Genomic DNA, 20,752 nt, shown 5'->3' on the forward strand with positions numbered 1-20,752 from the left:
GGTCCGCGCCTCCTTTCTTCTCAGTCGTACAATCCGTCGTAATAGTCGTCCACGTGGGTCTTGATGCGGGACAGCACCGCCGCGACGTCCGTCTCGGATCCGCGTCCCTCGTACATCAGAAGATACAGTTCGGTCATCACCATGTCGCGCATGACCTTCGCGAAATCCTTCTCGGCGGGCAGGGTCACCGCGATCTCCATCGCATCGAAGACGATCGTGTGGTCGATCGAGGCCCGCTCCGTTTCCGGCAGGGCGTCGATCAGACTTTCCATGTCGTTGCGCGCGCCGATCTTGCCGTATTTGTACATTTCGACCGCGCCTTCCTCGCCGGCCCAGATCTTGAGGAAGGTGAAGGCCTGCTCCTTCTTCTCGGAGCGCACCGAAATCCCGAAGGCGTCGGCGGAGATCTCCCCGCCGCGGGCGTCGGGACGGCCGACCGGCGTCGGCAGGAGCTGGACGCCCCAGTCCATGTCGAGGAGGTCATAGGCGTACCAATCGCCGAGGTGACCGCCGAAGATCATCGCGACGTTCCCCGCAAGAAACGAGAAGCCCGAGGACTGTTCGACGGCGTCGGGGGCGAACTTCTCGGTCGCCGACCCCATCGACTTGGAACGGTAGAAGGTCGTCGCCGCAAATGCCGCCGCGGAATCGAGGGCGCAGATATGGTCTTCCGTTTCCGGAACGTAGAAGGTGCCGCCCATCTGCTGGAGGTAGACGAGCCATTCGCCCCACCAGCCGAGCTGCGCCTCGGCGCCGAATCTCGTGTATGTGCGGTCGTCGCCGCTTCCGGTGTACTGCGAGAGGATGACCCCGGCGGTCCGGAAATCGTCCCAGGTCCAGTCGGCGCGCGGATAGACGGATTCGTCAGAGGAAAGCCCGAAGGCGGATCTGAGTTCGTCTTCCTTCCCGTCGAAGAGAGTCTTGTTGTAATAGAGAAGGGAAGTGTTGACCGCCGTCGGAAGGGCGTAGACTTTTCCGTCGAAAGTGAGGGCGTCGATCAGGACCTCGCGGTAGTCGGACACGTCGATGTCGGGATCGGCGTCGAGGTAGGGGGAGAGGTCGACGAAGATGTCCTTCATCGACCGGATCGCGACCGTCGACGTCTTGATGATGTCTGGTTCGTCCTTCGTGTTGATGATCTTGACGGGATCGAGACCGTAGGTGGCGCGGACAGATATCCCGGTGGTCTCCGTGAAGTACGTGAAAAGTTCGTCGTAGCGGCCCTCGTCCTCGATGTCGAGGGCGATCCGGAGGATGTCGTCCTCTGCGCCGCCGCAGGCGAAGAGCGCCATGCTTGCGAAGAACGCGACGAACAGGCAGATGATGCGTTTGACGATCATCGTCTCACACCTCCGCCATCGTCGCGACGGCCTCCGCGACGGTCATCCGGCAGAGCGCCACGTTCTCGTCGCAGACGCCGTAGTAGATCGAGAGGACGTCGTCTTCGAGGGTCACCCCGCAGGTGAAGACGACGTTCTTCACGAACCCGTCGCGCTCGTACGGTTCCGTCGGCTCGAGCAGCGGCCGCGCGCCCTTCATCAATACCCGGTTCGGATCCTTCCGATCGAGGAGCATCGCCGTCAGATGGTAACGATCCGATGCGTCCGCGGAATGGTAGACCTCGAGCCATCCGCGGGGCGTCAGGAGCGGGACCGCGCCGGCGCCGACGCGGACCGACGGGGCGTATCCGACCCGCGCTTCGGTCATGACCTTGTGGTTCCCCCAGTCGACGAGGTTCGGGCTTTCCGCGGTCCAGACGTCGAGCTTTCCGAAATGCGAGAGGCTCGGGCGATGGAGCGCGAAGTACTTCCCATGGATGCGCTTCGGGAAGATCACGCAGTCCTTGTTGTCGGAATGGAAGATGTTGCCGATGCGGCGGAAGTCGACGAAGTCGGTCGTCGCCATCAGCCGCACGTTGATGCCGCAGTCGGAGACCGCGGTATAGGTGACGAAGAAGGTCGATCCGATTTTCGTGACGCGGGCGTCCTCGATGCCGTAGCGCTCGTAGATGCCGTCCGGCTGCACGATCCCGGCGGCGTCGAAGGCGAAGTGCTCGCCGTCCCGCGAACGGGCGACGCGCAGATGCGAGATCGAGGTCAGGTACGACTGCCGGTGGTTCCGGATCAGCCGCGGGTCGCAATAGTCGTAGTCGGGATCGTCCTTGGGAAGCCGCACGATCTCCATCCCGCCGGTCGCCGACAGGACCGGAACGAGGAAATGGTCCGGATCGTCCTGGACGACGGCTTCGGCCACGCGGGCGAGCATGACGTAGCCGGCGCCGACTCGGACGACGGCCGGGTTGAAGACGCCGATCACCCGGAATCGGGGACGGGAGGGGATGACGTTCTTGGCTTCGATGATCAGTTTCTTCTCCATGTCGTTCCTTTCGGCCCCGTCTTCAGTCGAGGGAGTAGATCTTGAGGCTTCGGATCCGCATCGTCGCGTCGGCGAACTGGGCGCCGATGTCGGATCCGTTGACGACGAGATAGACGCGGAAGAACGGATACGCCGGCGTGAAGGCGACCGTCTGCACGCCCGCTTCGTTGCCGGAGGCGATCTTGATCGGGTTCGCGCTCACGGGCGCGCCGTCGATCGAAGGATAGTACAGGATCCTGATCTCCCACATCGTCTTCACGTAGTCGTTCATCCGGTTGAGTTCTCCGACGTCGAGGATGAACTCGACGGCGTGACCTTCGGGAGCCGCGAGGACGCCGCTCACCAGTCCGCCGAAGCAGTACTTCGCTTCGGGGTACTTGTCCTGCCGGATCACGGCGACGTCGCCGGAAAGCGTGACCGAGGCCGGCGAGAGCGCGTGGATCACGGCGTCGTCGGCTTGCCGGGTGCGGTCGGGGACGATCCATCGGGCGGGGTCGGCGAAAGCGGACGCTTCGAAAGCGGAAATCAGCGTCGCCGCCAGCATCGTCAGTTCGTACTTGCGGACCGAACCGTCGTCCCAGACGACGATCGCGCGCTCCTCATAGGTATCGGATTTCGACCACGCCGCGGCGTGCTCGGCGTAGACGGCGCCGAAGGAGGCGGCGTAGCGCTCGGAGACGAGGACGCCGTCCGTCATGCGGTAGACCGTCGCCCCGCCGCTGCCGGCGAGGGCGATGCCGATTTCGCTCGTTCCCCCCGACAGGGCCGCGTCCGCGACGGCGACGTCCGCGGGCGATTCGGGATCGAAGTAGTTCTCGACGATCGCCGCGCGTCCGTTTCTTCGGACCGCGAGGAAGGGGGCTCCGGCGATCGCGTATTCCTGGTCGTTCTCGCCCTCCCAGGTCGTGCGGTAGAGGTCGAGGAACGCCTGGGCGTCGCCGGCGGTGCCGTCGAATGCGAGTTCGCCGAGTCGCGAGGCGAGCGCGGCGGGATCCTCGTATCCGCTCCTGACGACGATGTCCACGGCGGCGGACTTGCTCTGGTCGACGGCCGCGGTCGCGACGATCGACGTCGTCCCGACGCCGACGAAGGCGACCGAACCGTTCTCGTCGACGGTGGCGACCTCCTCGTCGAGCGAACTCCAGAGGACCGATCCGTCGCCGACGGCGGGCGAAATCGCCGCCGACAGCGCGACGGGATCGCTGCCCTTGAGCCGTTCGACGGCATTCCCGACGATCGCCTCGGAGATGATCGAGACGCCCGTGACGGGTTCGGTGTCGTTGGTGATCGAGATGCTCTTCAGGACCAGTTCGGCGGTCTGCTTCTCGCCGTCCGGACCTTTCGCGAGGATGTGGAAGGAACAGTTCTTGATCTCGCCGTCGTACTTCCAGCCGGACGCATAGCCGGGATCCGGCTGGGTGTTCTTGACGCGGTATTTCGTCGAGAGCATCGCATCCACGACGTTGATCGAGACGACGCCGGACGCACCGGAGTCGGAGAGGACGTAGAAGTACTCGCTTTCGCCTTCGACGGCGAGCTTGACGATGTACTGCTCGAAGCAGTCGACGACCTCCATCCGGAAGATGACCGCCTTCGAGAAGTCGAGTCGGATCGTCGGCGTCTGCACGCCGCCGTAGTTGTCGAGACTGGCGTCGACGTTCCAGATCACGGCGGTGTCGCCCTCGGCGCGGTAGAACGCCATGCCGGCGGGCGTGGCGCTGCCGAAGGCGGCGATCGCCTCGGCGTCGTAGGAGGTCGTGACGGCCGGGGCGGTGGTCGCCTGCGTCGTCGTCTTGCCGCAGGCGAGGATGCCGGCGGACAGGAGGAGGATCGATAGGAGTAGTGCGAATGGACGGATGTTCTTCATGTCGGGAAACCTCATCGGCAGACCACGCGCTTGGTGACGTAGTCGGACCGTCCGGCGCGGGTCGTGATCGTAATCTTGATCGTATAGTCGGTATCGGGCAGAAGCGCCTTGTCGTAGGAGAATGAAGCGATCGGCGCGCCGTCGTAGGCGACGATCCCGTCGAAGGCGATCCGCATCGCGACGACTTCGTCGCCGCGCGGCGCGGCGTAGCCGATCGCGATCGCGTCGGCGGACGTCAGTTCGGTGCGGGACGCGAGGCCGGGAAGCGTCACGGCAGCGCGGTAGCGGGCGACCATGACGCCGTCCACGAGGACGTCGTCGCCCGCATGCGTCAGGACGCTGCCGGCGGGAAGGACGACGAGGACGCTCGCCGACTTCGCGGGGATCGAGACGTTCACCGCGCCGCCGACGTTCTTCGCGACGTAACGCTTCGTGACCGCGTCGAACAGGTCGTAGGCGTCGCCGCCGTCGAAGCGGATCACGCGATCCGCATCGTAGGGATTGTAGTAGAGGAATCGTTCGTAGTCGTTGACGCCGAAGCTGTCGGTCGCGTTCAGGTCGATCGCGAGGATGCCCTCGACGTCGGTCGGGGAGACGATGCCGGCGAAGGCGCCGAGGAACGCGGAACTGTACACGGAGAGGTCGCTCGGCTGTCCGAACATCGTCGTGGCGTCGCCCATGGCGAGGCGGCGGACGCCGCCGAATTCGTTGCGGAATCCTTCGTAGAGGAGCGATCCGGCGCGGTCGAAGGAGAGGTATCCGGCCATTGTCTGGTGCGCGAGGGTCTGGTTCTGCGGGAAGAAGACCCTGGCGTTGTTCGCGAGGTTGAGGATGTACTTCCCGATCGCGGCCGCATAACGCTCGTCGTATTTCGCGACCGGCGCGAGCACGGTCGCGAGATGGAACGAGTTCATCGCGAAGGCATAGTCGCCGGCCTGGCCGACGAGACCGTCGACCGCGACGCCGTCGAAGTCGCCGCTCATCGCGGACCATCCGGGACGGAAGGCGGAATCGCCTTCGAACAGGTAGTCGAGGAACTTTCCGACGTCGTAGTCGGTGCCGTAGCGGGCGTTCAGGGCGGCGGCGACGAAGGGGGCGTAATCGGTCAGCGCTTCATAGTTGGGGTTGCGGGGATAATCCTGCAGGTAGTCGAGGACCTGCTTGGCACCGTCGAGGTAGCGCGTCTCGCCGGTGATCGCGTACGCGGAATAGAACAGGAACGCGAGACCGCCGTTCGGCGGCTCGATGTGGTCGCCGACCACCGTCGGCGACTCCAGCACGACGTTGTATCCGACGAACTCGTAGTCGGGGTCGCCCAGCTCGTCGATGAAGAACGGAAGCGCCTCGAGCCACTGGTCGGCGCCGTTCAGCACGACCTGCCGCATGGTGGGGGTATCGGGATACAGGTCGTAGAGACGCGCGAACAGGATCTGCGGGAACACGTCGTACCAGAAGCTCTGGCCCTGGAGGCCGACGTTGTGGACCAGCTTCGATCCGGTGTCGTAGCTCGCAAGCGTCATCTCGACGAAATCGTAGACGTCCGAACCGAACGTCTGGGAGCTCTTGTCGATGCCGGCATAGCTCGATCCCAGCACCATCGCGATCGTCGTGACCGCCTCGGATCCCGAGGACACGACGCGCGCGTCGCCGACGTAGGTCGGAAGGCCGAAGGTGCGGTCGAGATACCCGGAGACGAGCGGGTCGTAGCCGGCCGGCACGCGCGCCTGGTCGATCCAGAAGCCGATCGGATTCCAGCTCGAGGCGTCCGCGGCGACGTAGGAAGGCGCGACGGCATCGGGATCGGCCGCAAACCCGAAGACGACCTCGTCGAGCGCGACCGCCTTTTCGAGATAGTCGAAGAAGGAGTATCCTTCCGGCAGGTCGGGGTAGGCGTCGACGCCGTGGATGTTCTTCGCGATCGCATCGTCCACGCCGAAAACCTGCGGCGTCGCGCAGGAGATCAGGAAGACGGAGAGGGCGATGTTCAGGATAACAAAACACACGAGTTTTTTCATGCGCCGTACCTCAATGCTATATTAGCATAAGAGAAAAACGTTTGCACTACAAACCTTTCAAATTAGGCGAAATATGTTAGTCTTTTTGATTAATTTGTAAGCGCTTTTTGGTTAATTTTTTATGTTATCCTTGACTTAAGATTAATGTTGTGGTAATTTGGGGGACGAGATGTTTTCATTAACCTGGAGGATCCCGATGGCAAAGGTCACGCTGGAAAAAATCGCACGCGACATGGGATGCAGCAAGGTCGCGGTCTACAAGGCGCTCTCCGACCAGAAGGGCGTGAGCGACGAACTCCGCGGCCGCATCAAGGCCCACGCCGACGCGCTCGGTTACGTTCGAAGACTCTCGCCGCAGGAGGCGAAGAACAAGAAGTTCATCTTCTTCATCAGCCAGGACTTCTTCCTGATGCCCTCGGAGCAGTACTACTCGACGATCTTCTACTTCCTCTCCGCCGAATGCAACAAGGCGAACAGCACCCTGCAGATCGCGTTTCTCGAACCGGTGCGGACCTTCGAGCGGATGGAGGCGGCGATCGCCTCGTTCAAGCCCGACGGCATCTTCATCGCCGGCCAGATCGGCGACTCGATCCTGGATCGGATCGACGGCCTCGGGACGCCCGTCGTCGTGGTCGACTACTTCTCGCCGATGCACGCCGGAAACTACGTCTTCGTCGACAACTTCCACCTCTCCTACGCGCTCACCCGGTATCTTCTTGGAAAGGGGCACCGGCGGATCGGCTTCGTCGGCGACGTGACGAAGACCTCGTCGATCGCCGACCGCTACTTCGGATACCTGAAGGCGATGAGGGAAGCCGGCGTCGCCCCCGACGACGACTGGCACGTCAACGTCAACATCGAACACAACGTCGACGTCCCGGTGATGACCTTCGCGAACCTCCCGACCGCCTTCCTCTGCCATTGCGACGCGGCCGCCCAGTGGATGTACACGTCGCTTGCGATCAAGGGGCTTCGGATTCCCGACGACGTTTCGATCGTCAGTTTCGACAACACCCCGCTGTGCGACTCGCTCCTTCCGAAACTGACGAGCGCCGGGCCGCACAAGGACTACTACGCCAAGAAGGCGTTTACGGCGATGATCGAGGTGCTCGCGAACCCGAACCGGAACGTCCACGTGACGATCCGGACCGCCCTCGTCGAACGCGGTTCGGTCCGCGCGCTCTGAACCGAAGAAAGGCCCGATCCGGCCTTCCGCCTGCACGCGGAAGGCCGTTTTTGTCGGTTCGCGAAGCGGATGCGGCCGATTCGCCCCATGAAACCCGCTTTCACGGAAATCGCCCCTCCCGTTTCTTTGAAACGGTGTATAATGGGTCTTGAATACGGCTTTCGAACATCATGAGGAAAGGATGCGATTCGAATGGGCGTGAAGATCGTCGAAACGGCTCTCAGGGACGGACACCAGTCCCTGTTCGCCACCCGCATGACGACGGAGGAGATCCTCTCCGCGATCGACGACCTCGACAAGGCGGGCTACTACTCCCTCGAGGTCTGGGGCGGAGCCACCTTCGACGCCTGCATGCGCTTTTTGAACGAAGACCCGTGGGAGCGGCTCCGGAAGATCCGCGCCCGGGTCAGGAACACGAAGCTGCAGATGCTTTTCCGCGGCCAGAACATCCTCGGCTACCGCCACTACTCCGACGACGTCGTCGAGATGTTCGTGAAGAAGTCCCTGGAAAACGGCATCGACATCATCCGCGTCTTCGACGCCCTGAACGACGTGCGCAACCTGAAGTGCGCCGTCGACGCGACGAAGAAGTACGGCGGCCACTGCCAGATCGCCCTCTCCTACACCACCTCCCCGGTCCATACCGTCGACTACTACGTCACACTGGCGCAGGAGGTCGAACGGATGGGCGCGGACTCGCTCTGCATCAAGGACATGGCCGGCGTCCTTCTACCGGACGACGCCTACGAGCTCGTCTCGCGCCTGAAAAGGAACACGAAGCTGCCGATCGACGTCCACAGCCACTGCACCGGCGGGATGATGGACATGACCTACCTGAAGGCGATCGAGGCCGGCGCCGACATCGTCGACTGCGCGATCTCGCCGCTTTCCGGCGGCACCAGCCAGCCGGCGTCGGAAGCCTTCCAGTACGTCCTCGCCGGCACGGAGCACGATCCGCACCTCGATCTCGAGGCGCTCGGTCGGGCTGCCGTCAAGCTTGGCGCCGTCCGGGACAAGTACCTCGCGAACGGTCTCCTCAATCCCAAGGCGCTCTCCCCGGATCCCCGCGTCCTCAAGTTCCAGCTTCCCGGCGGGATGCTCTCGAACCTGATGAGCCAGCTCAAGGAACAGAACGCGATGAACCGCTACGAAGAGGTCCTGAAGGAAGTCCCGCGGGTCCGGAAGGACCTCGGCTACCCGCCGCTCGTGACGCCGCTCTCGCAGATGGTGGGCACCCAGGCGGTCATGAACGTGATGACCGGAGAACGGTACAGGATGGTCCCGAACGAGATCAAGGAATACCTCCACGGCTTCTACGGGAAGAGCCCCGCGCCCGTGGACGAGGAGATCCGAAGGAAGATCATCGGCGACGATGCGGTGATCACGCACCGTCCCGCCGACGACCTGGCTCCCGAGTTCGAAGGGCTCAAGGCGAAGTACAGGGATCTCGCGCGATCGGACGAGGACGTCCTCTCGCTCGCACTCTTCGAAGCCGTCGCCCAGAAGTATCTTTCCCAGAAATACGCCCCGCCGATATCGGCGGTCGAGACGGTCGAGTTCGACCTGAAGATCGGAGGCCGATGAGATGTTCCTCGCGATCCAGTATCCGTTCCTGCAGGGACTGATGGTCTCCGTCGTCTGCGTCCTGATCGTCTTCGCCATGCTCGAACTCATCACCCTCGTCGTCGGCGGGATCCGGAACCTGATCCGCGAAGAACCCGCGGACGGCCCCGAGCCGCCGGCCGCGCCGATTCAGGCAAAGCCCTTCGGTCCCGAGGACCTGAAGGACGACGACATGGTCGCCGCCGTCCTCGTCGCCGCCATCGATTTCCGTGAAAGCACGAAACAGGAACCCAACGTCGTATCCGTGAAGGAGATCCGCTCATGAAACTCTACAAGGTCAAGGTCAACGGCAAGGTCTACGAAGTCGAACTCGAAAGCGTGACCGAATCGAACGCGAAGATCGAATCGCCGAAACCGGCGCCCGCCGCCGATGCGGCAGGCGCGCAGGTCGTCGCGCCGATGCAGGGTCAGATCGTCAAGGTGAACGTCGAGGTCGGAACGATGGTCAAGAAGGGCGCGATCCTCGCCGTGCTCGAGGCGATGAAGCTCGAAAACGAGATCCTCTCGCCCGTCGAAGGCGTCCTCCGCCAGGCCGCCGTCGCGAAGGGTCAGTCCGTCGCCGCCGGCCAGCTCCTGTTCGTCGTCGGTTAAGGCCATGGGTTCCGACCTGATCGAATCGATCCTCCGCTTCCTCGGCGATTCAGGCATCGCCGGCTTCTTCTCGGAAGGCGGCTGGAAGGCGGCGCTGATGGTGCTGCTTGCGCTCGCGATGCTCTATCTCGCGGTGTTCCGCAAGTTCGAACCGTACCTGCTCATCCCGATCGCGTTCGGGATGCTGCTCGTGAACATTCCCGGATCGGGGATGTTCGTGAAGACGACCGAAGTCGTCGGCACCGAGACCGTCGTCTCCTATTCCGGACTACTCGGCTACCTCTACTACGGCGTCAAGTTCGGCATCTATCCCTGCCTGATCTTCCTCGGGATCGGCGCCACGACCGATTTCGGTCCGCTGATCGCCAACCCCAGGAGCATGCTCCTCGGGGCGGCCGCCCAGATCGGCATCTTCGTCACCTTCCTCGGCGCCATCCTCTTCGGCTTCTCGGCCGCCGAGGCCGCCTCCATCGGCATCATCGGCGGCGCCGATGGACCGACCGCGATCCTGCTCACCTCCCGGCTCGCCCCCGACCTGCTCGGACCGATCTCGCTCGCCGCCTACTCCTACATGGCGCTCGTCCCCTTCATCCAGCCGCCGATCATCCGGCTCCTGACGACGAAGAGGGAACGCCTGATCCGGATGACGCAGCTCCGACCCGTCGGACGCGTCGAGCGGATCGTCTTCCCGATCGCCGTGACCGTCCTGTGCGGATTGATCGTGCCGAGCTCGGTGCCCCTGATCGGGATGCTCATGCTCGGGAACCTGATCAAGGAATCGGGCGTCGTCCCGAACCTCGTCGAGACCGCCGGCAAGTCGCTCCTCTACATCGTCACGATCCTCCTCGGCCTGTCCGTCGGCGCGACGGCGACCGCCGACGCGTTCCTCTCGCTACAGACCCTCTTCATCGTCGGCCTCGGGCTCTTCGCCTTCGGCACGGCGACCGCCGCGGGCGTGCTCGGCGGAAAGCTGATGAACGTCCTCTCCAAGGGCAAGGTCAACCCGATGATCGGGGCCGCCGGCGTCTCGGCGGTGCCGATGTCGGCGCGCGTCGTCCAGCTCGTCGGCCAGAAGGACGATCCGGAGAACTTCCTATTGATGCACGCGATGGGTCCGAACGTCGCCGGCGTCATCGGCAGCGCCGTCGCCGCCGGACTGTTGTTCACATTCTTCGGATGAGGATCGATTTTCAGAGTTGAAACGAGGGTTCCGGCCAGTTCCGGAACCCTCGTTTCGTTCTATGATGCGAAGACCGACCGCGCGCGGCCGTCACTGCTCGTGGTACGATCCCTTGCGGATGCCTGCGGGGGCGGCGCCGGGATCGACTGCGATCGCGGGATCCTTCGCCTTCTTCCATGCCGCCTGGCAGAGCGCGGGCAGGTCCCGGTAGCGGCTGAAGGTGGCGAGTTCAACGTACGGGAGATTCTTCCGGAGCCGCTCCGGGATCGCCTGGAGCGCCTTCGGGGCGCCGGCCCGGATCTTGTCGAGCGACACGTCGGGACTCTCCATCATCAGAAGCACGATCCCCTTGCGGATCCCGGTTTTGCCCAGAAGGGCGTGATGGAGTTCCTGATCGACGTGCGCCTTCATGGAGGTCGTAGGGCCGACAACGCAGACGACGACGTCGGACGGGTCGTAGAAGGTCTTCACGAGGTCCTGGAGGATGTGCTGCGGCGACTTGTCGGGCACGGCGAAGTCGGCCGGCACGCATTTCGCGGAATGGCCCGTTTCCTTCAGATATCCCATCACCGTCTGGCATTGCTTCGCGTTCGGGGAGTCGTAGCAGAGAAACACGTTCGGATTCGACATGTCGATCCCTCCTTCGCGTTTTATCCTAACATGCCCTCCCCGTCGAATCAAGGCGTTCGCCGAAATCGTTCCGTTTTCACGGCGATTTCACCTTGCCTTCTTTCAATCGTCATCGTTTGATGATACAATTCGACCAGATGAACGATGAAGCGAGGACGATCCCCATGAACCACATCCGACTCGAAACGGTCGACTCGACCAACGAACGCCTGAAACGCGAGTATCAAGGACATCCCCATCTCACCGTCCTGTCCGCCGTCCGCCAGACGGCCGGACGCGGCCGTCTCGGACGCGTCTGGATCGACGACGGGAAATCCGCCCTGTTCTCGATCCTGCTCAAAGAGGGCCTCGACGTCGCGACCCTCGACCGGATCCCGCTGATCGCGGCGGTCGCGCTCCACAAGACGCTCAAGGCCTACGTCCGCGGCCTGCGGATCAAATGGCCGAACGACATCGTCTGCGCCGAGGGGAAGCTCGCCGGGATCCTCTGCGAGAGCGTGATCGAGGACGGACGCGTCCTCGCGCTCGTCGTCGGCTTCGGCGTGAACGCGAACACCCTCGACTTCCCCGACGAGATCGCGGCGAGCGCCGTCTCGCTCTTCGGTCTCACGGGCAGACGGACCGATCCCGTCGAGATCGTCGAACGGACCGCCGCGGCCTTCGTCGCCGAACTGGCGGCGGAACGCGCGGGCGAGTCCGACTGGCGCGCCTACGCGAACCGCGTCTCCGCCCTCAGGGGCGAACGCATCTTCTTCCTCCGGGAGGGCGTCCGCCGCGACGGCGTCGCCGGCCGGATCCAACAGGACGGATCGCTTCGCGTCGAGACGTCCGCCGGAATCCTCGACCTCCGCAGCGGCGAGGTCACGATCACCGGCGGGATGAAGCTCCCTTCCGAATGATTCCCTGCGACCCGAAACCATCCTTTGAGGTTCAATCGAAAACGTGTTCATCGGCGATACGCCAATAAAACGGTGCGCCCGCGCGTATAATGGTTGTAGCGAACCCATCGCCCACCATCATCTGATCCGGGAGGAACCAACATGCTTCGCAAGAAACGACCGTCGTCGGAAGTCGTCCTCTACAACTTCGACGTCAAGAACCAGGAACTGAAACTGCTCCACCGCGGCGAGGACATCCCCGCCGAATTCCGGAGCTACCAGAAGCTCTGGCGGCTCACGGACAAGCACCGCAAGGTGGAGACGATCATCATCTCGATCTAGGAAAACGGCCGGCGTACCCATGGAATCCATGGAGCGCCGGCCGTTTTCTATCCGTTGTCGCTTCGGAGCACGTTCACGTAGCGCACGGCGACGGTCTCGTTTCCAGCGCCGTCGGTCGCGACGTAGGTGATGATGTATTCGCCGGGGATGTCGGAGGTCACGACGCCGCGGACCGTGACGGAGACCGTTCCGCCGTCGTCGGTCGCGGTCACGCCGGCATCGGTCCAGACATCGCCTTTCAGGATCGTGTCGACCCCCGCGTTCAGGACGACGACCGGAGGAATCTCGTCGACGACCGCGACATAGCGGACGACCTCCTTCACGATGTCCTTGTACGTGCACCGGTAGACGATCCGGTAGAACCCGACCGCGGCGACGTCGACGGTGTTCTCGACGACCTCGACGGAGAGCGGGAGCCAGCCCGCCGTCGCCTTCGCGCCGGCGTCGACGAAGACATCGTTGATCTCGACGGTGTCGACGCCCGCCCGGAGAACGATCGTGACGTCGCCCTCCGCGATCGGGGCGCACCCGAGCAGCAGGAATGTCGAAAGGAACATGACGACGATCAGAAACCTACGCATGGTCTTCCTCCTTCCGCCAGAGCGGAATCGAGAGCACCGGGACGGTGCCGCCGGCGTCGACGACGAAGACATAGCGCGTCCTCGTCGTCGTCGCGCCGTCCAGTTCGACCGCATAGGTGATCAGATAGATTCCCGGAACGCCGGTGTCGACGGTTCCGGTGATCGCGACGCTTCCGCGGTTCGAGGTCGCGCCGGCCTCGACGTACGCACCTCCGACGGGAATGGTCGAGAGCCCGTCGCGCAGCGTGATCTCGACCGGGACCGTGGTTGTCCGGACGTTGACGATGCGGCTGAGCCGGTAGACTTCGACGTCCTCGAAGACGATCGCATAGGTCACGACGAAGCGACCGGCAAGGATCGCCGCGGGGATCCCGCTGGCGACGACCTCCACCGTCGGATCGGCGCACTCGACGCCCGGATCGATCCAGACGTCGTTCGAGGCGATCGTGTCGACGGACGGGACGAGCGCGACCGTCGTCGCGTCGAAGGCCATGGTATAGCGCGGGTAGAGGTCGAGGTCGGCGACGACGGAATCGAACGCCTCGCTCCAGCCGGCGAAGGAAAACGTCACGGCGAGGGTCGCGGTGCGGACGGGATCGGCCGGCGGGGTCGCGGCCGCGCCGTAGAGGACGTGATCGGTCGCGATCACCGTCCCGGCGGCGTCATGGAAGCGGACCAGGTAGACGATCGGTTCGAGTTTCGCGTAGAGGACGAGATCCCCTGCGATCGGGGCGGGGACGTATGCCTGAAGCAGCGCTTCGTCGACGAACCATCCGGAAAACGTCGCACCGGTCGCGACCGGATCGGCCGGGGCGGGCACTTCGCCCGGCGAGTAGTAATAGACGGTGTCCAAAGATTCGGGAACCCGGAGCGTGATCGAGAAGGAGGTCGCCAGGAAACGGGCGTAGAGGGTGATCGCCGCCGTCGCCGGTGCGGGAACGTACGATGTCGAATAGGTCTCGTCGAGATACCAGCCGGCGAACTCGTGGTCGGCCATCGTCGGGTCCGGCAGCGCCGGTACCTCGCCGTAGAAGAACGCGACGGGATCGATCGGGTCGCCGGGGGTCACGACCGTGGCGTAGAGGACGATCCGGTCCATTCCGGCGTAGAGGACGAGGTCGGCGGTCGCCGGAGCCGGAACGTAGGGGATCGTGGCCTCCGCATCGAGGAACCAGCCGCGGAACGCGTACCCCTCGCGGACCGCGTCGGGGAGGACGACGGCGGACCCCTCCTCGAAGGTGAGGACCGCGTCCGTCTCGTCGAGGACGACGAGGGTCACGTCGTGGACCACGATCGCCGAAAAGCCGGCGTAGAGGGAAAGGTCGGACGTGACCGGGGCGCTCTCGTAGGGGACGGTCCGTTCCTCGTCGACGAACCAGCCGGTGAAGCGATAGCCGTCGCGGACGGATGCGGGGAGGTCGAAGACGTCGCCGTGCGCGACCACGAGCGCGTCGATCGGCGCACCGTCGGTGAAAAACGTCACGGTGTGGTGGGAATCGGAGAAGAACGCGTACAGGGTCATGTCCGCGGTGACCGGGACGCCGCGCACCCACGGGACCGTAAGCGCCTCGTCGAGGCACCAACCGACGAAGACCATGTCGGGCTTGGTCGGCGGAAGGGGCAGGGTCAGATAGCGGCCGTCCTGGATCCAGACGGAATCCACGGAGGAACCTCCGTCGGTGAAAAAGGAGACTTCGTGGAAGACGGTCGCGAGGAGCGCATAGGCGTCGACGATCCCGTAACCGTAGTACGGATCGACGCCGATCGGGCCGGCGTCGTCGGCGGTGCCTTCGAGGCGCGCGCGGATCTCCGGCACCGTGGCGTCGGGGAGGTACGACCGGAGAAGCGCCACGACTCCCGTCACCTGCGGAGCGGCGAACGACGTCCCCGAAACGCTCGCATATCCGTCGGAGAGGCTCGTCGTGACGATGTCGGTTCCCGGCGCGGCGAAGTCGACCGCGGCGTTGTGGTTGGAGTAGTCGGCGACCATCGAGGTCGGACCGACCGCCCCGACCGAGAGGACCGTCGGGAAGGAGGCGGGATAGAAGAGTTCGTCCGTACCGTCGTTGCCGGCGGCGCCGACGACGACGACGTCGTGTTCGAAGGCGTACTCGACGGCGGTCTTCGTGAGCGGATTGGCGTACGATCCGCCGAGCGAGAGATTGATCACGTCGGCGCCGTGGTTGACGGCGTAGTAGATGCCCTCGATGATCGATGCGTCGGAGAAGGAACCTTCGCCCGCGGCGTTGGCCTTGATCACGAGCAGGGCGACGTTCTGGGCGATGCCGGCGATGCCGATCCGGTTGGCGCGGATGGCGCCGATGACGCCGGCGACCATCGTGCCGTGGCCGACGTCGTCGACGACGGCGGCGGATCCGGCGGTATCGGTGACGGTGTTATAGGAGAGCGGGGAGATCCTTCCCGCGAATTCGTCGTGGGTGACGTCGATCCCGGTGTCGATGATCGCGACCGTGATCGCACTCGATCCGGTCTCGAGCTCCCAGGCTTCGGTGACCCGCGTCAGGTCGAGGGCGTACTGATCGGAAAGGTAGGGATCGGATTCCCGGCCGAGGACATCCGTGGCGATGGCGCTTTTCGCGTTGTACGCGAATCCGGCCGCGATGTATTGGACCGCGCGGCCGGGATCGCCGCGGAAGACGGCAAGGCCGGATTCGGAGACCTCGACGACGGCCATGCCGTACCGTTCCGCGAGCGCCGACGCTTCGGCTTGATCCCGTACCATCGCGAGGAATTCGCCATCCACGACGTCGAAATCCGCCACGGTTCCCGCCTTGACGACGAAAAGCGGCGCAAGCGCCGACAGGAGGAATAGCAGGATCGCGATCGCGGGGAAGAATCTCGTACGCTTCATGGGTCGCCTCGTCGATGTCGTCTATTCGTATTATATACGCATTCGCCGGTTTTCGTATTGGCGGGACCGAAAAAATGCGCCGGAATCGCTTCCGGCGCATCGGCTTCAGTTCTTCTTCTTTTCGTCGGGAAACGACATCAGGTCGGGAGCCTTGTATCCAGGCAGCTTGGTCGGGTCAAATCGCTTCCAGCCGCCGGGGAGGTCACCCGCCGGCTTCGGCTGCGCCGGTTCGATCGATGGTTCCCACAGCGGATCCTCGTCGGCCCGTACCTTCTTCGGCTCCTCGGGGAGCGGATCGGGGAAGGACCTGTCGCGCGGCTCGGGACGGTTGTCCCGGTGCTTTCCGCCCTGGTTCTGGCGATCGCGGTCGCGGCGCGGCTGATCCTGCTTCTTCGGCTGCGGCTGCGGCTGCGAGGCCCGCGTGTCGGTCTTCTCGAGGAGGACGAAGTCGGCCGGATCGTAGGCCTTTTCGGGGTGGTTCGGCTTCTTGAACTGCGGCTTCGGGATCGGCGCCTGCTGGGGCTTCTGGGAAGTCGGCTGCTTGGGGGAATCGGATTGACCTTCCTGCGCCTTCGGCTTCGGCGCATTCTGGTTCTGGGGTCTCTGCTGGTTCGGATTCTGCGGCTTCGGCTGGTTCTGCGGCCGCGGCGGGTTCTGGACCTGCGGTTTCGGCTGGTTCTGGGGTTTCGGCTGGTTCGCGTCCGGCTTTCTGTCGTTCTGTTCCATCGGGATTCGTTCTTCCTTCCTTGCGGGCCGCGGTGCGGCATGGTCGTTCTTCGCGTCGTGGCGCGAGAAGTTCTTGGGCTCCCGGTCGGCGTCGGACAGTTGCTTCGGCGATTTCGCGGCGCCCGTGACAGTGAGCGGATCGGGGTAGTTCTCGGCGTGCGGATGGTTCCGCACGATCGGGATCGGCTTCTTGATGTGCTTCACGATGTCCCTTAGCATCGGCAGTTCGTCGACGTCGCAGAAGGAGATCGCGTCGCCGGCGAGACCGGCGCGGCCGGTGCGGCCGATGCGGTGGATATAGGTCTCCGGGACCTCGGGGAGGTCGAAGTTGATCACGTGCGAGAGGTGGTCGATGTCGAGGCCGCGGGCGGCGATGTCGGTGGCGACGAGAATGCGGGTCTTCTTCGCCTTGAAGTCGCCGAGCGCCGTCTGGCGCGCGGTCTGCGACTTGTTTCCGTGGATCGCGTCCGCCGGCAGGCCGGCGAGGGTGAGTTCCTTCACGATCTTGTTCGCGCCGTGCTTGGTGCGCGAGAAGACGAGCGCGGAGGTGATCGACGGATCCTCGAGGAGGAGGATGAGGAGGCGCGTCTTGTTCTTCTTGGCGACGAAGTAGACCTTCTGGTCGATCGCGTCGACGGTCGTCTCGACCGGCACGACGGCGATCCGGACCGGATCGATCAGGATCGATTGCGCGAGTTCGGCGATCTCGGAAGGCATCGTCGCCGAGAAGAGCATCGTCTGACGCTTCTTCGGCAACTTTGCGATCACCTTCTTGACGTCGTGGATGAAGCCCATGTCGAGCATCCGGTCGGCTTCGTCGAGGACGAAGACGTCGAGGCTCTCGAGATGCACGAAGCCCTGGTCCATGAGGTCGAGGAGGCGTCCCGGGGTGGCGACGAGGACGTCGACGCCCGCCTTGAGGGCGTCCGTCTGCGGCGCCTGGCCGACGCCGCCGAAAATGACGGTGTTGCGGATCGTGAGGTAGCGCCCGTAGGCGTCGAAGCTCTCCTTGATCTGAAGCGCGAGTTCCCTGGTCGGCGTCAGGATCAGCGTCCGGATCGGACGGAATCCCTTCGGGAGGTTCATCGCGGAAAGCCTTTGGAGGATCGGGATCGCGAACGCGGCGGTCTTGCCGGTGCCGGTCTGGGCGCTGCCGATGACGTCCTTCCCGAGGAGGAGCGGCGGGATCGCGCGTTCCTGGATCGGGGTCGGGGTTTCGTATCCTTCGGTCTTCAGGGCGCGGAGGATCGGTTCGATGATGGAAAGCTGGTCAAACTGCATTCGGTAATCTCCTTTGGATTAACGCAGCGGCATGCGCGCCGCGAGTTCGTCGAGGATCGACGGAAGCTCGGCCGCGGCCGCTTCGTCTTGATAGCGGATCTGGTAGGAACCCTTTCCGAACTTCGCCTTCGGATGGCGCCCCTTCAGGCCTTCGAGATACTCGAAGTCGAGCGTGTGGAGGGTGAAGTGGGCGGCGTGGAACGAGAAGGCGATGAAGTCGTACTTCCCCTTGCGCCACGCCGGCATCCCGTAGTAGAGCCGGTCCTCGAGCTCGGGATGGTTTTCGCGCATGTGGTCGAGGATCGGAGCGAGCCGTTCCTTGGCGATCGCGGTCTGTTCGTTCAGAAAGGCGTCGACGTCGTTCATGGCGGTCCTCCCGAGGAAACAGCGTTCCATGGATATTATACACCATGCGGCCGATTCTCACGACGCTTTTGTTCAAAACGGACGAAGCCGGCGTCGGCGACGTCGGCTTCACTGTTTTTTTGCGTTGATGAGGAATTCCACAAGCTGATAGACCGTCGTCGCGGACTCGAGTTCCCAGATGTGGGCGTCGGCGGCTGCGGGATGGTCGTTCATGTATTCCCTCTTCATCGTCTGGTGCATCATCTTGGCGTTGACGGCCGCCTGTCGGTAGCGCGGAACGAAGTGGTTCTCCAGCAATCTGGCATCGTTCTTGTCGTACGGGCCGGATCCGAACTGCTCCTTCTTCAGCAGCGCGGTCATCGAAGCCTTCAGTTGCTTCATCGTCGACTTGGCTCGGAAAGGGGCGAAATGGTTGAGGAGCCAGACCTCGAACGCCCGGTTCGAACACGCGACGCTGACGTTCTCAGCCGAGCGCGTAAGTTCGCACGCTTCCTTGACTTTCCCATGATGTTGGAAATCGTCGACGTCGAACACGCACCAGATGCGGTTGTACCCTTCGGAGAGCGTGATGGCCTTCTCCACAAGGCCGACGGGATCGGCGTTCTCGAACTTCACGGAGACCGAGTAATAAGTCCGAAGACCCGACTTCAGAAGTTCGAAGTAGTTCTTCTCGGAGTGTTCGCCGTTCGTCAGGATCAGGACCTTGTTCTTCGGGGTATATGGTTTCCCGGCGCGGGCCATCTCATTGGTCCTCGGTCATGTCCGGGACTCCCGAATAGAAGCCGAGGAGGTATTTCTTGCTGAAGAGGTCGTTCTTGCGTACGCCCTTGTAGTCCGACAGGGCGCGGATCGAGGAAGCGCCGGCGGGATCCTTGCTGGCGAAGAGGATCTGGTCGCGGCGGACGGGGCCGTCCATCAGCAGGATGTTGTGCGCCGTGCCGACGAGCTGCGAATTCAGCGGATTGCGGTCGATCGAGTTGTACATGCGCATGAGATAGTCTGCCAGGACGACATGGAACTTGGTGTCGATCTCGTCGATGAGGATCACGCGCCCCTCGTGGAGCGACGCGAGGATCCAGCCGAGATAGAACATGAGCCGGCGCGTCCCCTCGGAGTGGAACTCGCGGTCGCGAAGAAGGTGGACGATCTTCTCGCCGACGACGGTCCCGTGTTCATCGCGGACATCGAATACCGTCTTCAGGTCCAGTTTCCCAAGGTCTCCGCCGTCGGCGTTCAGTTGGATCGGCTCGGAGAGCAGGCGTTCGATGGCCTTCAGCGATTCATAAGGCGTTTTCTTCTCAAGCACGATCTTGTCCCTATACACCGAGAAGTCGCGGATGCCGATGTCGGCCATCCTCATGATTCTCAGGGCATCCTCGATGAATCCGGGGTTCTGCTCGTACTTGACGAATGGCAGAACATTCTCTTCGAAAACGACGAGTAGACGAGAGAACCAGGTGCGGACCCGGTTGAGATCGCCCGCGATCGAGTCGGGAAGGTGATACTGCTGGAATACGGACAGGAAGAGCGCACCGTCATCGATCCGGATGAAACGGGTCGTTGTGTCATCGAGGCCGATGATCGAGATGTCGCCGCTTCGACGTTGATAGACCTTCGTCATGCGTTCGTTCTTCCGCTCAAGCGACTCGTCCTGGATCCGTCCATCCATGATCGTGAAGCCGTAGCGATAAAGGACCTGATCCTGAATCAGCGTCATCTCGAAGACGGTCGGTTCGTGCAGGCATTTGTCGCAAAGCGCGAACGGCTCGTTGCTCTTGACGACGCCAAGCGCCGGCGCCGAGGAATACACGACGACGCTCTGCATGTATCGGATCGCCTTGATCAGGTTCGATTTGCCCGATGCGTTGGGGCCGTAGATGACGGCGCTCTTGAGCAGGACGTTCTCGCCCTTTGGAAACAGCCGCTCATCGACCTCGAAGGTGTTGAAGTCGCGATGCTCGTCGCCGGAGGTCGCCTGCATCGACAGGATCGCTTCATCACGAAAAGACCGGAAATTCTTGCAACGGAACTTGACCAGCATGATGGCACCTCTTCAATCGTTGATGGTAATTCAAGTCTAGCACGCACATCATCGATTTGCAATATCTTATTTATTGTTTTTGTAAAATTTTTACATTATCAATTATTAGTACACTTTCAGCTCCAGATAAATTCACCCGTGAGTCGACGCAGTAATCCCAATGACCATTTGTTTTCATCGCGGCGATGGTGTATCAT

The 20,752-nt window shown here is 63.1% G+C and carries 18 protein-coding genes; 7 read left to right on the top strand and 11 right to left on the bottom strand.

The genetic code is table 11. The annotated features are described in order from the left end of the window. Positions 1 to 20: 20 nt before the first annotated feature. The 4 genes from WC509_00265 to WC509_00280 are packed head-to-tail and all read right to left on the bottom strand — an operon-like array spanning position 21 to position 6,258. Complete coding sequence (locus WC509_00265) at positions 21 to 1,340, bottom strand: extracellular solute-binding protein (protein MFA5005891.1); 1,320 nt, start codon at positions 1,338 to 1,340, stop codon at positions 21 to 23. 4 nt (positions 1,341 to 1,344) lie between these two features. After that, complete coding sequence (locus tag WC509_00270) at positions 1,345 to 2,376, bottom strand: glycoside hydrolase family 130 protein (protein MFA5005892.1); 1,032 nt, start codon at positions 2,374 to 2,376, stop codon at positions 1,345 to 1,347. Positions 2,377 to 2,398: 22 nt separating this feature from the next. After that, positions 2,399 to 4,243: an Ig-like domain-containing protein gene (locus tag WC509_00275; protein MFA5005893.1), complete on the bottom strand. Its 1,845-nt coding sequence runs from the start codon at positions 4,241 to 4,243 to the stop codon at positions 2,399 to 2,401. Positions 4,244 to 4,254: 11 nt separating this feature from the next. Continuing rightward, positions 4,255 to 6,258, bottom strand: coding sequence for a hypothetical protein (locus tag WC509_00280; protein MFA5005894.1), 2,004 nt, complete (start codon positions 6,256 to 6,258; stop codon positions 4,255 to 4,257). 196 nt (positions 6,259 to 6,454) lie between these two features. On the opposite strand from WC509_00280, the gene WC509_00285 reads away from it, so the two are divergent. The 5 genes from WC509_00285 to WC509_00305 all read left to right on the top strand — a co-directional run bounded on the left by WC509_00285 (position 6,455) and on the right by WC509_00305 (position 10,838). Continuing rightward, complete coding sequence (locus tag WC509_00285) at positions 6,455 to 7,444, top strand: LacI family DNA-binding transcriptional regulator (protein ID MFA5005895.1); 990 nt, start codon at positions 6,455 to 6,457, stop codon at positions 7,442 to 7,444. A 192-nt stretch (positions 7,445 to 7,636) separates the two neighbouring features. Beyond that, positions 7,637 to 9,028, top strand: a complete 1,392-nt coding sequence (locus WC509_00290; GenBank protein MFA5005896.1) for an oxaloacetate decarboxylase subunit alpha — start codon at positions 7,637 to 7,639, stop codon at positions 9,026 to 9,028. Between the two features lies 1 nt (position 9,029). Further along, positions 9,030 to 9,332 (top strand): OadG family protein, encoded by a 303-nt coding sequence (locus tag WC509_00295; GenBank protein MFA5005897.1) that lies wholly within the window; start codon positions 9,030 to 9,032, stop codon positions 9,330 to 9,332. Then, positions 9,329 to 9,658, top strand: a complete 330-nt coding sequence (locus tag WC509_00300; protein ID MFA5005898.1) for a biotin/lipoyl-containing protein — start codon at positions 9,329 to 9,331, stop codon at positions 9,656 to 9,658. The genes WC509_00295 and WC509_00300 overlap by 4 nt, the downstream gene beginning before the upstream one ends. Before the next feature lie 4 nt (positions 9,659 to 9,662). After that, the gene (locus WC509_00305) at positions 9,663 to 10,838 is read left to right on the top strand and encodes a sodium ion-translocating decarboxylase subunit beta (protein MFA5005899.1); all 1,176 of its coding nucleotides are present in this window, start codon (positions 9,663 to 9,665) and stop codon (positions 10,836 to 10,838) included. A 90-nt stretch (positions 10,839 to 10,928) separates the two neighbouring features. Here the strand turns inward: WC509_00305 and WC509_00310 are convergent, their stop codons facing one another. Beyond that, complete coding sequence (locus WC509_00310) at positions 10,929 to 11,468, bottom strand: hypothetical protein (protein ID MFA5005900.1); 540 nt, start codon at positions 11,466 to 11,468, stop codon at positions 10,929 to 10,931. A 164-nt stretch (positions 11,469 to 11,632) separates the two neighbouring features. Between WC509_00310 and WC509_00315 the strand changes: the two genes are divergently transcribed. After that, the gene (locus WC509_00315) at positions 11,633 to 12,367 is read left to right on the top strand and encodes a biotin--[acetyl-CoA-carboxylase] ligase (GenBank protein ID MFA5005901.1); all 735 of its coding nucleotides are present in this window, start codon (positions 11,633 to 11,635) and stop codon (positions 12,365 to 12,367) included. A gap of 141 nt (positions 12,368 to 12,508) precedes the next feature. After that, a complete protein-coding gene (locus WC509_00320; protein MFA5005902.1) occupies positions 12,509 to 12,688 on the top strand; it encodes a hypothetical protein in 180 nt (59 codons plus the stop codon). Positions 12,689 to 12,735: 47 nt separating this feature from the next. Here WC509_00320 and WC509_00325 read toward each other — a convergent pair whose 3' ends face one another. The 6 genes from WC509_00325 to WC509_00350 form a co-directional block, all read right to left on the bottom strand. Then, positions 12,736 to 13,269: an immunoglobulin-like domain-containing protein gene (locus WC509_00325; protein MFA5005903.1), complete on the bottom strand. Its 534-nt coding sequence runs from the start codon at positions 13,267 to 13,269 to the stop codon at positions 12,736 to 12,738. Further along, positions 13,262 to 16,141 carry a S8 family serine peptidase gene (locus WC509_00330; protein MFA5005904.1) on the bottom strand — a complete coding sequence of 960 codons (2,880 nt, stop codon included), beginning with the start codon at positions 16,139 to 16,141 and terminating at the stop codon, positions 13,262 to 13,264. Before WC509_00330 ends, WC509_00325 begins: the two co-directional genes overlap by 8 nt. A gap of 105 nt (positions 16,142 to 16,246) precedes the next feature. After that, entirely contained in the window at positions 16,247 to 18,148 is a 1,902-nt protein-coding gene (locus WC509_00335; protein MFA5005905.1) for a DEAD/DEAH box helicase, read from the bottom strand. A gap of 18 nt (positions 18,149 to 18,166) precedes the next feature. Continuing rightward, positions 18,167 to 18,514 (bottom strand): DUF1801 domain-containing protein, encoded by a 348-nt coding sequence (locus tag WC509_00340; GenBank protein ID MFA5005906.1) that lies wholly within the window; start codon positions 18,512 to 18,514, stop codon positions 18,167 to 18,169. A 108-nt stretch (positions 18,515 to 18,622) separates the two neighbouring features. Next, positions 18,623 to 19,255: an RloB family protein gene (locus WC509_00345; protein MFA5005907.1), complete on the bottom strand. Its 633-nt coding sequence runs from the start codon at positions 19,253 to 19,255 to the stop codon at positions 18,623 to 18,625. 1 nt (position 19,256) lies between these two features. Beyond that, the gene (locus tag WC509_00350) at positions 19,257 to 20,555 is read right to left on the bottom strand and encodes an AAA family ATPase (protein ID MFA5005908.1); all 1,299 of its coding nucleotides are present in this window, start codon (positions 20,553 to 20,555) and stop codon (positions 19,257 to 19,259) included. Positions 20,556 to 20,752: the final 197 nt, after the last annotated feature.

The organism is Candidatus Izemoplasmatales bacterium (genome assembly GCA_041649275.1).
In the GTDB taxonomy this organism is placed as follows: Bacteria; Bacillota_I; Bacilli_A; order Izemoplasmatales; family Hujiaoplasmataceae; genus UBA12489.